Source organism: Streptomyces sp. NPDC020958 (assembly GCF_055562175.1).
In genome coordinates, this window is the sequence record NZ_JBVHFU010000001.1 from 964,718 (window position 1) to 978,305 (window position 13,588).

Below are 13,588 nucleotides of genomic sequence, written 5' to 3' on the forward strand. Positions count from 1 at the left end.
GGCACACCCGGGGCACGGCACACCGCGGGCGTCGGTTCAGGGGGTGCGGAAACCCCGGAAGGTGACCTGCGCGCGGCTCGTGAAACCCAGCCGTTCGTAGAGCCCGATCGCGACGGTGTTCGCCTCGGCGACGTGCAGGAAGGGGCGGTCGCCGCGGGACAGCACAGCGGCGGCGAGGGCGCTCACCAGGCGGGCGGCGTGGCCGCGGCCGCGGGCCTCGGGGGCGGTGCAGACCGCGCTGATCTCGGTCCAGCCCGGCGGACGCAGCCTTTCCCCCGCCATGGCCACCAGCCTGCCGTGCTCACGGACGCCCAGGTAGGTGCCGAGTTCACGGGTGCGCGGCCGAAACGGCCCCGGCTGGGTCCGTGCGACGAGGTCGAGCATATCCGGCACATCGGCCGCACCCAGCTCGACCACGTCGGCGGCGGCCGGGCCGCGGGCGGGAGCGGGCGGGCCGTCGCCGGCCCAGACGAGTTGCCGGCCCTCGAGGACGAAGACCTGCGCCCAGTCCGGGGGCGGGGTGGCCGGGCTGCTGAACAGGTCCGCGAACGCGTCCCGGCCCAGCAGCCGGGCGAGGTCGGCCCAGTCCGCCGGGCCCGGATCGGGGGGCAGTGCGCAGAAGGTCGCCACGTCCGGCAGATAGGTGGCGGCCCGGCCGAGCCGGCGGGCGAGCCCCGCGTGCCGCCCGCGCAGCGAGGTGCCCACCGGGTCGTCGAGCGCGACGCTCGCACCGCCCGCCATCGTGCCCCGCCCTTCGCGTCGTGCCTGGGCCGGCCGGGAGCGCGATACCGCGCGCCGTCGGCGTCCCTGCCGCGGCTCATCGTATCCACCGTGCGCGGGCTGCGCGGCGCGCTCCGAAGACGGCTCGTGCCGTCCCCTGACCCGTCGGCGGCCGGCGGCTGGGAACGCCGCTCGGCACGGTCCGGGGAGGCGGACCGTGCCGAGCGGGTCAGGACGTGGTGGGCGTCAGGCGGTGGTGCGCTGCTTGCGGCGCAGCGTCAGGTAGGTGCCCGTGGCGCCCGCGGCCACCAGGGCGCCCGCCCCGAGGCTCACCGGAAGCGTCGGGAACTCGCCCGATCCGGTCGTGGCGGCGGTGTTCACCATCGCCGGGCCGGGGGTGATCCGCGTGCTGACCGCGGCCACGTGCCGGATCGGGCCGACGGACCTGATCGAGCCGTCGGACTTCAGCAGCACCTGCTTGTCGTTCGGGTGCCTGAAGTCGAACATGCCGTTCAGCGAGCCCGCGGTGGCGTCGAACGAGTGGTCGCCGATCCGGCCGGTGCGCCAGTTGTCCTCGATGAACCGGGTGATCGAGGCCTGGTCGGTCAGCGTGTGGTCGACCTTGTTCACCTTGCTGTAGGGCGAGATGACCAGCAGCGGCTGCCGGGTGCCGGGTCCGCAGCGGTCGGCGTAGCCGCCGGACGCGGCCGGGCCCGACTGGCAGGCCGCGCTGTCGAGGGCCTTGCCGTTGGAGCCGACCGTGGTGTCCTTGGAGCCGTTGCGGGGCTTGACGTAGGCGTGGTCGTACCAGCCGTCGGAGTCGTCGTAGGCGACGATGATCGCGGTGGACTTCCACTGCGGCGAGCTCTGGATGGTGTTGATCTCGTTGACGAGGAAGTGCTGCTCGTCGGTCGGGTCGGAGTAGCCGGCGTGGCCGTCCTGGTACGCACCGGCCTTGAGGAAGCTGACGGCGGGGAGCTTGCCCGCCTTGGCGACCGCGGTGAAGTCGCTCAGGTCGTAGTTGTGGTTCGCCCGGCCGTTGTGACCGATCTCGTTCACGTTCTTCGGCGCCACGTGGTGCGGGTTCGCCGTCGACCGGTAGTACGAGAACGGGTTGTGGTGCGGGCTGTAGTCGACCACGGAGGCGCCGCCCACGTTGGTGTGCGTGGTGTCGCACTTGGCGTAGGAGCCGGACGTGCCGGCGTAGGCCGTGGACGGACGGAAGCCGCCCTGGAACCAGCCCCAGGTCACCTTCCTGGCGTTGAGCAGGTCGCCGATGTTCTTGCCCTGCAGCGCCGCGAGCGCGCTGGTGCTGGTGTGGTCCTTGTCGGAGCAGTCGTCGAAGGCCGGGTCGGGGTCGTTGACGACGGTGCCGACACCCTTGGCGTTCGGGGACGCGATCGCGTACGAGTCCGGGGCCGGGGTCTGCTTGCCGGTGACCGGGTCCACCGAGACCGCGCCGTGCGTCTGACCGGACACCAGGTTGAGCGCGCCGGGCGTGGACGGCCCGTAGACCGAGCTGTACGAGCGGTCGTTGAGGGCGTAGTGCTGGGCGTAGTTCCACAGCCCGGTGACGGTGTTGCCGTCGTAGTAGTCCATCACCAGGCCGGGCTCGCCGAACAGGCCGCCGGAGCACTTGTCGACCTCGGTGTTCTGCACGAACCGGTCGGCCCTGCCGCCGTCGTAGGCCAGCTGCTCGGGACCGTAGGAGTGGTTCTGGTCGCAGGTCATCGCCTGCGCCGGGGTGAGCCGCTTGGGCAGGTACTGGTTCGGGTTCTTCGTCAGCAGCCCGGCGTGCGCGAGGGTGTCGACGTCCTTCGGGGTGTTCTTCGCCGCCGTGAACTTCGTCCCGTCGGTGTTCGCGGCCTTCGGGTAGGTCGCGAAGTAGTGGTCGAACGAGATGTTCTCGTCGAACAGCACGACCACGTGCTTGACGGGCGTCGTGGTCGACGGCCCGCCCGGGTGTCCGGCGGGTACGGCGGCCCAGCTGGGCGCGGTACCACCGAGGACCGTGAGCGCGGCGGCCCCCGCGAGAGCCCCGAGGCTCCTGATCGCCGTTCGTCTTCCTGTGCTGGCCATGCTGGTTCACCCTCCGGGCATGAACGTCACTGCGTCGTACGAGCAGGGATGCTTCGCCCGTTGCCGGGCGTCGCGGCGGAGTCATGATGGCGGCCGAATGAACACCGGGTCAGGGATGCTGGGGCAAGTCTTGACCGCGTGTTGACCGATTCAGGTCAGGAGCGCGCGTCCGTACCAGTCGGCGGTGTCCCGCACGCCGGGCAGCGCGAAGAAGTAACCGCCGCCGAACGGTGAGACGTAGTCGGCCAGGGGTTCCCCGGCGAGCCGTTTCTGCACGGTTTCGAACTGCCGGGCCAGGTCCTGCTGGTAGCAGCTGAACAGCAGCCCCATGTCGAGGTTGCCGTTGCCGTCCATGCCCCGGTCGTAGTTGTAGGCCCGGCGCAGGATCCGCTGGTCGGCGGTGGCCGTGGTGCGCGGGTTGGCCAGCCGGATGTGCGCGTCCAGCGGGATCACGTCCCCCTTGGGGTCGTCGGCGTACTTCGGGGTGTCGTGCTCGGCGTCGCCGTCCAGGGGTGCCCCCGACTCGCGGGAGCGGCCGAACATCCGCTCCTGCTCGCTGAGCGCGACCCGGTCCCAGAACTCCACCAGCATCCGGATCAGCCGCACCACCTGGTAGCTGCCGCCGACCGTCCACTCCGGCTCGTCCGTGCCCCTGCCCACCCACACCAGCCGGTCCATCTCACGGGCACTGGTGGTCTCGGGGTTCGCGATGCCGTCCTTGAAGCCGAACAGGTTGCGCGGGGTGCCGGACGGCCGGGGCGGGCTGGAGAAGCCGTCCAGCCGCCAGCGGACCTGCATGCCACCGCGGGTGTGCCGGGCGATGTCGCGCAACGCGTGCAGCACCGTGTCGGTGTCGTCGGCGTGCAGTTGGAGGCTGAGATCGCCGTGGCACCACTCGGGCCTGAGGTCGTCGTCCGGGAAGGCGGGCATCGTCGTCAGCCGACGCGGCCTCAGTTTGCCCAGGCCGAACCGGTCGTCGAAGAGCGAGGCGCCGACGCCGACGGTCACCGCCAGGGCTCCGCACGGTACCCGGCCGCCGAGGACGCCCGAGTCGGCGGGCGGGGCGGTGATGCCCACCGGGTCCGGGGTGCCGCCCGAGGTCAGGAAGCGGGCCCGGTCGGTGAGCGTGCGCAGCAGGTCGGCGAGGTCGGCCCGGCCCTCGGCGGTGACGTCGAAGGACGTGAACACGGTCGTGCGCCGGGGCGTTGCGGTCACGGACTGCTGGCGGAGGCCGTGGAAGGGTGCGACGGCCGTGGTGGCCGGGGCGGCGGAGGCGGTGGTGTCCGCGGCCGGGGCCGCGGCGCCTCCGGCCGCCAGCCCCGCTCCCGTGAGGGCCGCTCCGCGCAGGAAACCGCGGCGGCCCAGTCCGCTCGGGCCCGTCCTCGCCTCGGTGCTCACACCGTCCTCCGGGGATCGCACAGGGTGGCCACCGGGGCCAGCCGCTCCACCAGGTCGCCGAGGACCGCGTCGACGTGCTCGCGCTGCCGGCGGCTCAGCCCGGCCAGCGGTGTCCAGGTGCCGTCGTGCCCGAAACCGTCGAGCGTCCGGCCGGCCCGGTCCAACGCGCCGCGCAGACCGGACAGACCGGCGTACCGGCCGGCCAGCACCAAACGCAGCCGGGCCAGCACCTGTTCGGTGCCGTCCAGGTTGGCGCGGGCGGTGGCGAGGTTGCTGCCGCTGCCGTAGTCGGTCCGGCCGGTCAGCTCGAACTGCACCGTGTTCTCCAGGATCTCGTGCGCCCGCAGCCCCAACTGGGCCGGGTCCATGCGGGTCCCCGCCCAGTCGTCGCGCAGCGCGGTGACCGCCTTCAGCAGGGCGGCCGCCGGGGCCCGCAGCCCGGTGGCGGACTCGCCGTGCCACAGGCCGTACTCGACGCGGTGGAAGCCGGTGAAGTCCTTGTCGTGCACCCCGCCGGGCAGCCCCGCGTCCGTTCCGTTGATCGCCCGGTCCGCGTCGCCGAAGGCGTCGTACGCGGCGCCCATCCGCTCGTACTGCAGGTGCGCGGGCAGCCAGGCGGTGCGGGCGGCGGCCAGGTCGCCGCGGTCGACCGCGTCCCGCAGACCCGTGGTCAGCCGTACGACCTCCAACAGGCCGGTGCCGACCCACTTCTGGTAGGCGAGCGCCGGCGGGATCAGGTCGTGCTCGGTCACCGGGGCCGCGGCCGGTCCGCTGCGGCCCCCGCCGATGTGCACGGTCGGGCCGGTGACGGCGTCGGCGTCCTCGGGCACGCACTTGAACGCGTACGCGCCCCTGCCCAGGCGCACGGTGAGTTCCCGGGTGGTGCCGGGGCCGATGCCCTCGACCTCGCCGTAGACGGCCTGGCTCCTCGGGTCCTCCAGGAGGACCTCGGCGGCACCGTCGGTCGGGTTGTGCAGGTCGAAGACCTGGACACCGGAGACCGGCGTGGTCCACCCACGTCCGCAGCCGCTGGGGGACACCTCCACGGGGGTGTGCGGCAGCGCGGACGGGTCGGCGTGCGCCGGGCGTGAGCCGTGCGTGAGCGCCAGTACCCCGGCCGTCAGGCACGCGACGGTGACACCGACGACCGCCCAGGGACGCGACGACCTCCCTGTGAGGCCGGACAACACCATCCCGAGCTCCCGGGTTTCGTACCGTTCGTGATCGCCTCATGGTAGGCAGCCCTCTGTACTCGAACGGCCGTCCAGGCAAACCCATGACCAAGAGTTCCCTGCCGGTTCACCCGGCATCCGGGAGGGGTTCCCGGACACGGCGCGAGAGGATCGTTCGTGTTCGACGTCCCCGGCAGCTTGTGGAAGGAACCGACGAGAGCATGCGTGTCGACATGGCCCGTGGCCTGACCGAGGCGTCCGGATGACCGGCGCCGAAGCACCCGTCCTGCTGCACGTCGAAGGACGGGCCGCGCACATCACCCTGAACCGGCCGAAGGCCATCAACGCGCTGTCGCACCCCATGGTGGAGCGCATCGCCGAAGCCCTGACCGACTGGGAGCACGACCCCGCCGTCGAGACCGTCGTCATCACCGGGGCGGGGGAGCGCGGCCTGTGCGCGGGCGGCGACATCCGCGCCGTCCACGACGACGCCCGCGACGGCGACGGCACCGCCGCGGCCGCGTTCTGGCGCGACGAGTACCACCTCAACGCCCGGATCGCCCGCTACCCCAAGCCGTACGTCGCCGTCATGGACGGCATCGTCATGGGCGGCGGGGTGGGGATCTCCGCGCACGGCCGCGTCCGGATCGCCACCGAGCGTTCCCGGATCGCCATGCCGGAGACGGGAATCGGCTTCGTCCCCGACGTGGGCGGCACCTACCTGCTCAGCCGGGCCCCCGGCGAACTGGGCACCCATCTCGCCCTGACCGGGGCCGGGATCGGCGCCGCCGACGCCGTGCTGTGCGGACTCGCCGACCACCACCTGCCGTCCGGCGCGCTCCAGGCGTTCGTCGCCGACCTCGCCGAACTGCCCGTCCCCGAGGCGGTCGCCCGCCACGAACGGCCCGCGGCCGAAGGGGAACTGGCCGGTCACCGCACCTGGATCGACACCTGCTACGCCGCCGACACCGTCGAGGAGATCGTCCGCCTGCTGCTCGCACACGGTGACGCGGCGGCGAAGGAGGCGGCGCACATCCTGCTCGGCAGGTCCCCGACGGCCCTGAAGGTCACCCTGCGCGCACTCCGCGGAGCCCGGCAACTGGACACCCTGGAGCAGGTGCTGGACCAGGAGTACCGCGTCTCCTGCGCCACCCTGACCACTCCTGACCTGGTGGAGGGCATCCGCGCCCAGGTCGTCGACAAGGACCGCGCCCCGCGCTGGTCCCCGGCCACCCTCGACGAGGTCACCGAGGCCGACGTCGACCGCTTCTTCACCCCGCTCGGCGCCCGCGAACTGGGCCTGGCCCGCCCCTGAAGAACCCCCGACGGGACCGCGGCGGGCGGCGGCCGGGCCCGCCCGTCGACCGCACACCGGGCGCGAGAGGAAGATCACGCCTGGTGACGCGGTCTTGGCCGGGCCTCCGACACGCGGTACGGTCGGTCCGGTATCGACGACGGCGAGACGGAAGCCGGTGGGAATCCGGCACGGTCGCGCCACTGTATGCAAGAGCCCCCGGGCCCTTGCGAGTCAGACCCGTGGCTGTCGTCCTGTGCACCACCGAGATGGGACGCGAACTCCCAGAGGAGGTTCTGCCATGGCGCAGACCGTCGCCCAGCCGACAGCCACCACCCCCGCCGTCCCCGCCAAGCTGCCGCTGTCCGCGATAGCTCCCTGGGCGGTCTTCTTCGGCATCCTGATGCTGGTCCTGCTCTACTTCGTCGGCGCCGAGCAGGGCGCCACCTCCGTGTTCAGCGGCACGGACGTCCACGAGTGGGTGCACGACGCCCGCCACCTGCTCGGCTTCCCCTGCCACTGACGCGAGGGACGCCGTCCAGCCCATGAACTCCGCAACGGTACGAAACCTCCTGGTGCGGGGCATGCTCGCCGGCCTCGCCGCCGGCCTGCTCGCCCTGGTGGTCGCCTACCTCCTCGGCGAGCCCTATGTCGACAAGGCGATCGGCTTCGAGGACGCCCACGCACACGAGCACGAGATGGTCGTCGTCTCCCGCTCCCTCCAGTCCACCGCGGGCCTCGCCACCGGTGTCCTGGTGTACGGGGTCGCCTTCGGCGGCATCGCGGCCCTCGTCTACTGCTTCGCCCTCGGCCGCGTCGGCCGGTTCGGTCCCCGGGCGACCGCCCTGCTGCTGTCCGGCTGCGCGCTGCTCGCCGTGTACGTGGTGCCGTTCCTGAAGTACCCGGCCAACCCGCCGTCGGTGGGCGAAGCGGACACCATCGGCAGGCGCACCACGCTGTACTTCCTGATGATGCTGCTCAGCGTGCTGCTGGCGGTCGCCGCCACCCTCCTCGGCAAGCGCCTGCGGGCGAGCCTCGGCACCTGGTGGGCGACCGTGGTCGCGGTGACCGCGTTCGCCGTCGTGATCGGGCTCGCGTACCAGTTCCTGCCGGTGGTCAACGAGGTCCCGAAGGACTTCCCGGCCACCCTGCTGTGGCGGTTCCGGCTCTCGGCGCTCGCCATCCAGCTGGTGCTGTGGAGCGGATTCGGCCTGCTGTTCGGCGAGTTGGCCGAGCGGCAGCTCAACCCGAGGCCCGCGAGGGCAACGGCCGCCCGGCGTACCGTGCCCGCCGCGCACTGACCGACCCACGAGACGCGAGGGCCTCCGGAACCGTCCGGAGGCCCTCGCGCGTTCGGCCCACCGGCCGGCGGTGAAACGGCCCCACGCGCGCGTGCGTCGCCGCTGACAAGGGAAGATGGGCGGTGAGTGATCGAGCAACGACAGCGGAGGAATGGACTCATGCCGCATGAGCGAGCGGGCCGGCCGGCGGCTCCGGAGGACCTCGTCGACGTGGCCCGGCTGGTCACGGCCTACTACGCGCTGCACCCCGACCCGTCCGACCCCGCCCAGCGGGTGGCGTTCGGCACCTCGGGACACCGCGGGTCGTCCCTGACGACCGCGTTCAACGAGGACCACATCGCGGCCACCAGCCAGGCCATCTGCGAGTACCGGAGCGGCCAGGGCACCGACGGACCCCTCTTCCTGGGCGCCGACACCCACGCCCTGTCCGAACCCGCCAAGGTCACCGCCCTGGAGGTGTTCGCCGCCAACGGCGTGACCGTCCTGATCGACAGCGCCGACGGCTACACGCCCACCCCGGCCGTCTCGCACGCCATCCTCACCCACAACCGGGGCCGTACCACCGGTCTCGCGGACGGCGTCGTGGTCACCCCCTCGCACAACCCGCCCGCCGACGGCGGCTTCAAGTACAACCCGCCCAGCGGCGGCCCCGCCGCCTCCGACGCCACCTCCTGGATCCAGGACCGCGCCAACCAGATCATCGCGGGCGGGCTGAAGGACGTACGGCGCGTCCCCTACGAGCGTGCGCTCGCCGCGGACACCACCGGCCGGTACGACTTCATGGGCGTCTACGTCGACGACCTGCCCAGCGTCCTCGACCTCGACGCGGTCCGGGCCTCCGAGCTGCGCATCGGCGCCGACCCGCTCGGCGGGGCCTCCGTGGCCTACTGGGGCCGGATCGCCGAACGGCACGGTCTCGACCTCACCGTGGTCAACCCGTACACCGACCCCACCTGGCGGTTCATGACGCTGGACTGGGACGGCAAGATCCGGATGGACTGCTCGTCGCCGTACGCGATGGCCTCGCTGATCGAGAAGCGGGACCAGTACCGCGTCGCCACCGGCAACGACGCCGACGCGGACCGGCACGGCATCGTCACCCGCGACGCCGGTCTGATGAACCCCAACCACTACCTGGCCGTCGCCATCTCCTACCTCTACCGCCACCGTGGGCAGTGGGCGGCGGACGCCGGCGTCGGCAAGACGCTCGTCTCCTCCTCGATGATCGACCGGGTCGCCGCCGACCTCGGCCGCCGGCTCGTGGAAGTGCCCGTCGGATTCAAGTGGTTCGTCGACGGACTGGTCAGCGGTGCGATCGGGTTCGGCGGTGAGGAGTCGGCCGGCGCGTCCTTCCTGCGCCGGGACGGCTCGGTGTGGACGACCGACAAGGACGGCATCCTGCTCGCCCTGCTCGCCTCCGAGATCACGGCCGTCACCGACCGGACCCCGTCCGAGCACTACGCCGACCTGACCGCCCGTTTCGGTGAGCCCGCCTACGCCCGCATCGACGCCCCCGCGAACCGCGAGGAGAAGGCCTTGCTCGCCAAGCTCTCCCCGGCCCAGGTCACCGCGCGGACCCTGGCGGGCGAGCCGGTCACCGCGGTGCTCACCGAGGCCCCGGGCAACGGGGCCGCGATCGGCGGCATCAAGGTGACCACGGAGAACGCCTGGTTCGCGGCCCGCCCCTCCGGCACCGAGGACGTGTACAAGATCTACGCCGAGTCCTTCCAGGGCCCCGAGCACCTGGCCCGGGTCCAGGAGGAGGCCAAGGCGGTGGTCGACGCAGCCCTCGACGCCTGACGCCGGGCGCCGACCACGGTGGCCGGCCAGGCCCGGCAGCACGTGCGGGCGGCCGCCGACCACGGTGGCCGGGCGGGTTCGGTGGCGCGTGTGGCCGGGCGCCGATCACGGTGGCCGGCCAGGCCCGGCAGCACGTGCGGGCGGCCGCCGACCACGGTGGCCGGGCGGGTTCGGTGGCGCGTGTGGCCGGGCGCCGACCACGGTGGTCGGGTGGGTTCGGCGGCGCGTGTGGCCGGGCGCCGACCACGGTGGTCGGGCGGGTTCGGCGGCTTGTGTGGGTGGGTGTCGGTGGCGGTGGCCGGGGGGCGTCCGGCCGTACTGTCGGCGTCGGTGGCGGTGGCTGGGCACGTGGGGTCGCCTGTTCGGGCGGTCGGTGTCGTCCCGGGGGTCCGGTGTGGCCGGTGCGGCTGCGGATCGGGGTGGCCCCGGCGGGACGGATCCCGTCGTACGCGGGGGCCGCCGGGCCGTGGTCGTCGTCGGTGTGCGGCGCCGGTCAGGTGGTGAACGTGCGCCGGCCGGCTCGGGACTCCGACAAGCGGGTCGCCGCGCGGCGGGCGCTCGCGGCGAGGTGGGCCGAACCCCAGGCGTGTGCGGTGCGTTCGGCCAGTGCGTAGGCTTCGGCCGCCGCCCGGTCCTCGCCCAGCAGCCGGTACACGTCGGCCAGGGCGTGGGCGAGCGGCCGGCTCGCGTACGCCGCGCCCGCCGCCCCGGCGAGCTGGTCGCGCAGCGGGACCAGATGCCCGAGGAGGGCCGCCGCCGCGTCGCGGTCCCGGTGCAGTACCGCGAGCTGCGCCCGGAAGTCGAGTTCCAGGCCGTGCAGATGGTCGCGCCGCGGCTCCGGATCGACCGGTACGGCCAGGGACTCGTCGAGCTTGCCCAGACGGGCCAGGACCAGGGCATGCGCCACGGCGACCGGGTCACCCACCGACTCGTACACGGCCCGCACCATCGGCTCGATCTCGGCCGCCCGGTCCTGGGCGAGCCGCATGGTGATCAGGCCCAGTGTGCGCAGCCCGGCGGCATGGTGGGCGCCCACCCGCTGGAGCAGGGAGTCGGCCTCGGCGTAGTCGGCATCGGCCGCCTCGAAACGCCCGCCGACGGCGGCCAGCATCGCACGCGTCGCCGCACTGAGCCCCTGCGCCCACACCAGCCGGTAGCGGCGGGCCAGGGCCAGGCCCTCGGTGGTGTGCCGGTGCACGGCGGCGGGGTCGTTGGCGGCTCCGGCGGTCATCGCGTCGAGGTGCTCGCAGACCCAACGGTAGGCGGGCAGGTCGTGGGCGCCGGCGAGGGCCCGCAGTTCGGCGGTGAGCGGCGGCCGTGTGGCGGCCCGCGTCTCGTGCGGCAGCAGCCGTGCCGAGGTCATCAACGCGGCGGCCAGCAGCCGGGGTTCGCCGTCCGCGCGGGCGAGCGCCAACTGGTCGCGGGCCGCCTGTGCGGCCCGGGGGGCGTCGTCGGCGGCGACCGCGTCGACCAGCACCTGAAGGACACGGGCGCGGGTCGGGCCGTCCGGTCCGGGGGCGGCCGCGAGCTGTTCGAGCCGGGCCACAGTGGTCCGGTCGTACGGGCCTTCGAGCCGGCTGCGCCAGGGCGCGGGCTCGGTCCAGGCGCCGTAGACGGCCGCGACCAGGTCCCCGCGGTCGGCCTGTTCGGCCAGTTCCACGGCACGCTGCCGGGTGCGCCGGGCGGCGTCCGTGGCCCCGGTGCGCACCTGCGCGCCCAGCAGCCGTACCAGCAGCTCGATCAGCCGGTCGGGCGGGGTGTCGGGGCCGCTCGCCGCGGTGTGCGTGTCGATCGCCTGCTGGATCAGGGTGACGGCGACGTCATGGACGTACCGCCGCTCGGCGGCCTCGGCGGCCCGCAGCGCGTAGTCGACGGCGAGCGGGGCGTCGGACGCGCTGCCCGAGCGGGCGAAGTGGTGGGCGAGCGCCGCGAGTTCCCCGGGGCGGTGGTGGCGCAGCAGCCGGGCGACGCGGGCGTGCAGCCGGGAGCGCCGGGCGCCGGACAGGTCGGCGTACACGGTGTCGCGGACCAGGGCGTGCACGAACCGGACGTGCCCGGCGCGGGGTTCGGTCAGCAGGTCGGCGGCGAGCGCGGCGTCGAGCCCTTCGAGGACCTCCTCCTCCGCCGCCTCGGCGCAGTCGACCAGCAGTGCGACCTCGGCCTCCAGTCCCAGCACGGCGGTGAGCCGGACGACGGACCGGGCGGCGGGAGGCAGCAGGGCGAGCCGTCGGCGCAGCACGTCCCGTACCCCCTGCGGGACCTCGGAGATCGCCACCAGCGCGCCCTCGTCGGCCAGCAGGCGGGCGCTCTCCAGGACGTAGAACGGATTCCCGCCGGTACGTTCGGCCAGTGCCGCGACGGTCGCCGGATCCACGGGCGCCCCGCAGACGGCGTCGACGAGGGTGGCGGTGTCCTGCGGCGGCAGCCCGCCGAGCGTGATCCGGTGCGGGGCGGCCGGGGCGAGCTGGGCGAGGGTCTTCAGCAGGTGCTCGCCGACCTCGGCGGGCCGGTACGCGGCGACGACGAGCAGCGGCACCCCGGTCACCGCGGCCGCCGCCTCGACCAGGGCGAGGGTCTCGGCGTCGGCGCGGTGCAGGTCCTCCAGCAGGACGGCGAGAGGGGTCTGCGCGGCAGCGGTACGCAGCCAGGCCGCGAAGGCGCGGTGCATGCGGAACCGGCCGGCGGTGGCCTCGTCACGGCCGGGCGCCCCGGGACGGTCGGTGGTCCCGTCGCGGCCGGCGTCGGGCGTTCCCTCCGGTTCCGGCAGCAGCACCGCCAGCTCACCGGACCGGACCGGGGGTACCTCACGGGCGAGTGCCCCGAGCGCCTCCACCCAGGCCCAGGCCGGCGGTGCGCCCTCGTACTCGGGGCAGCGGCCGATCACCACCAGCCAGCCGGACTGCCGCAGCCGGTCCGCCGCCCGGTCCAGGAACGCGGACTTGCCGGCCCCGGCCTCGCCCGTCACCAGCACGATCCCGCCGCCCCGCCGCGCGGCCCGTGCGGCCGTCGCCACCGCGCCCAGTTCGTTCGCCCGGCCCACGAACAGGGTGCGCCCGGCGTGCGCGGGCACGGCGGTGACCGGTTCGGGCACCGCGGCGCGCAGCACGTCCAGCCGCCCGTCGAGCACGGCCCGCTCCAGCTCCCGCAGGGCCGGTCCGGGGTCGCAGCCGAGTTCGTCACGCAGCACCGCGGTGGCGCGGCGCAGCGCCGTGAGCGCCTCGCCCTGCCGGTCGCAGGCCCAGTGCGCGAGGGCGAGCAGCCGCCAGCCCTCCTCGCGCAGCGGGCTGCTGAGGACCAGCGACTCGGCGTCGGCCGCGGCCTGGGCCGCACGGCCGGTGCGCAGATCGGCGGCCACGGCGAGTTCACGGGCCTCGGCGAACAATCCGGTCAGCCGGGCCACCTCCGCACCGGCCCACTCCTCGTCGGCGTGCTCGGCGAAGGCGGGACCCCGCCACCAGCCGAGCGCCTCGGCGAGCAGCCGCCGGGCCTCCTCGGCGGGCGCGGTGCGGGCCCGCCCGACCCAGCTCTCGAACCGCCAGGCGTCCACCGCGTCTTCGGCCAGCCGGAGCGCGTACCCGGGCGGGGCGGTGACCAGGACCGTGGCCGGGGCCCGCGGCGGCCGGTCCGGCTCCAGGGAGCGGCGCAGGTTGGACAGGTAGGCGTGCAACGACGCGGTGGCCTTGGCCGGCGGCTCGCCCCGCCACAGCGCGTCCGCCATCCGCTCGACCGGTACGACACCGCCCCGGGCCGCGATCAGCAGCGCCAGGACGGCACGCTGCCGCGGAGCACCCAATTCGACCGGTGTCCCGTCGACTTCGGCGCCC

At 74.1% G+C, this 13,588-nt stretch carries 9 protein-coding genes and 1 riboswitch; of the genes, 4 read left to right on the forward strand and 5 right to left on the reverse strand.

All coding sequences use genetic code 11. From position 1 onward, the window contains the following. Nucleotides 1–36: 36 nt before the first annotated feature. The 4 genes from ACZ3KP_RS04385 to ACZ3KP_RS04400 form a co-directional block, all read right to left on the reverse strand. Nucleotides 37–741 (reverse strand): GNAT family N-acetyltransferase, encoded by a 705-nt coding sequence (locus ACZ3KP_RS04385; RefSeq protein ID WP_467496217.1) that lies wholly within the window; start codon nt 739–741, stop codon nt 37–39. Nucleotides 742–966: 225 nt separating this feature from the next. Continuing rightward, nucleotides 967–2,799: a phospholipase C gene (locus ACZ3KP_RS04390; protein ID WP_467496219.1), complete on the reverse strand. Its 1,833-nt coding sequence runs from the start codon at nt 2,797–2,799 to the stop codon at nt 967–969. Between the two features lie 150 nt (nt 2,800–2,949). Beyond that, nucleotides 2,950–4,197 carry an iron uptake transporter deferrochelatase/peroxidase subunit gene (gene efeB, locus ACZ3KP_RS04395; RefSeq protein ID WP_467496221.1) on the reverse strand — a complete coding sequence of 416 codons (1,248 nt, stop codon included), beginning with the start codon at nt 4,195–4,197 and terminating at the stop codon, nt 2,950–2,952. Continuing rightward, on the reverse strand, nt 4,194–5,390 hold the full coding sequence (locus ACZ3KP_RS04400) for an EfeM/EfeO family lipoprotein (protein WP_467496223.1): 1,197 nt from the start codon (nt 5,388–5,390) through the stop codon (nt 4,194–4,196). Before ACZ3KP_RS04400 ends, efeB begins: the two co-directional genes overlap by 4 nt. A gap of 241 nt (nt 5,391–5,631) precedes the next feature. Here ACZ3KP_RS04400 and ACZ3KP_RS04405 point away from each other — a divergent pair, with 241 nt between their 5' ends. From ACZ3KP_RS04405 to pgm, 4 genes are all read left to right on the forward strand, one after another. Next, on the forward strand, nt 5,632–6,684 hold the full coding sequence (locus ACZ3KP_RS04405) for an enoyl-CoA hydratase/isomerase family protein (RefSeq protein WP_467496225.1): 1,053 nt from the start codon (nt 5,632–5,634) through the stop codon (nt 6,682–6,684). Between the two features lie 106 nt (nt 6,685–6,790). Then, nucleotides 6,791–6,927: riboswitch (cobalamin riboswitch) on the forward strand. A gap of 37 nt (nt 6,928–6,964) precedes the next feature. After that, nucleotides 6,965–7,186, forward strand: coding sequence for a CbtB domain-containing protein (locus ACZ3KP_RS04410; RefSeq protein ID WP_132890727.1), 222 nt, complete (start codon nt 6,965–6,967; stop codon nt 7,184–7,186). A 22-nt stretch (nt 7,187–7,208) separates the two neighbouring features. Then, a complete protein-coding gene (locus tag ACZ3KP_RS04415) occupies nt 7,209–7,964 on the forward strand; it encodes a CbtA family protein (protein WP_467496228.1) in 756 nt (251 codons plus the stop codon). A 159-nt stretch (nt 7,965–8,123) separates the two neighbouring features. Further along, nucleotides 8,124–9,764 carry a phosphoglucomutase (alpha-D-glucose-1,6-bisphosphate-dependent) gene (pgm, locus tag ACZ3KP_RS04420; protein ID WP_467496229.1) on the forward strand — a complete coding sequence of 547 codons (1,641 nt, stop codon included), beginning with the start codon at nt 8,124–8,126 and terminating at the stop codon, nt 9,762–9,764. A 493-nt stretch (nt 9,765–10,257) separates the two neighbouring features. Here the strand turns inward: pgm and ACZ3KP_RS04425 are convergent, their stop codons facing one another. After that, nucleotides 10,258–13,557: a BTAD domain-containing putative transcriptional regulator gene (locus ACZ3KP_RS04425; protein ID WP_467496231.1), complete on the reverse strand. Its 3,300-nt coding sequence runs from the start codon at nt 13,555–13,557 to the stop codon at nt 10,258–10,260. Nucleotides 13,558–13,588 lie beyond the last annotated feature (31 nt).

Coding starts and splice junctions, on each gene's coding strand:
- ACZ3KP_RS04385 (WP_467496217.1), bottom strand. CDS start 741: ATGGCGGGCGGTGCGAGCGTCGCGCTCGACGACCCGGTGGGCACCTCG.
- ACZ3KP_RS04390 (WP_467496219.1), bottom strand. CDS start 2,799: ATGGCCAGCACAGGAAGACGAACGGCGATCAGGAGCCTCGGGGCTCTC.
- ACZ3KP_RS04400 (WP_467496223.1), bottom strand. CDS start 5,390: ATGGTGTTGTCCGGCCTCACAGGGAGGTCGTCGCGTCCCTGGGCGGTC.
- ACZ3KP_RS04405 (WP_467496225.1), top strand. CDS start 5,632: ATGACCGGCGCCGAAGCACCCGTCCTGCTGCACGTCGAAGGACGGGCC.
- ACZ3KP_RS04410 (WP_132890727.1), top strand. CDS start 6,965: ATGGCGCAGACCGTCGCCCAGCCGACAGCCACCACCCCCGCCGTCCCC.
- ACZ3KP_RS04415 (WP_467496228.1), top strand. CDS start 7,209: ATGAACTCCGCAACGGTACGAAACCTCCTGGTGCGGGGCATGCTCGCC.
- pgm (WP_467496229.1), top strand. CDS start 8,124: ATGCCGCATGAGCGAGCGGGCCGGCCGGCGGCTCCGGAGGACCTCGTC.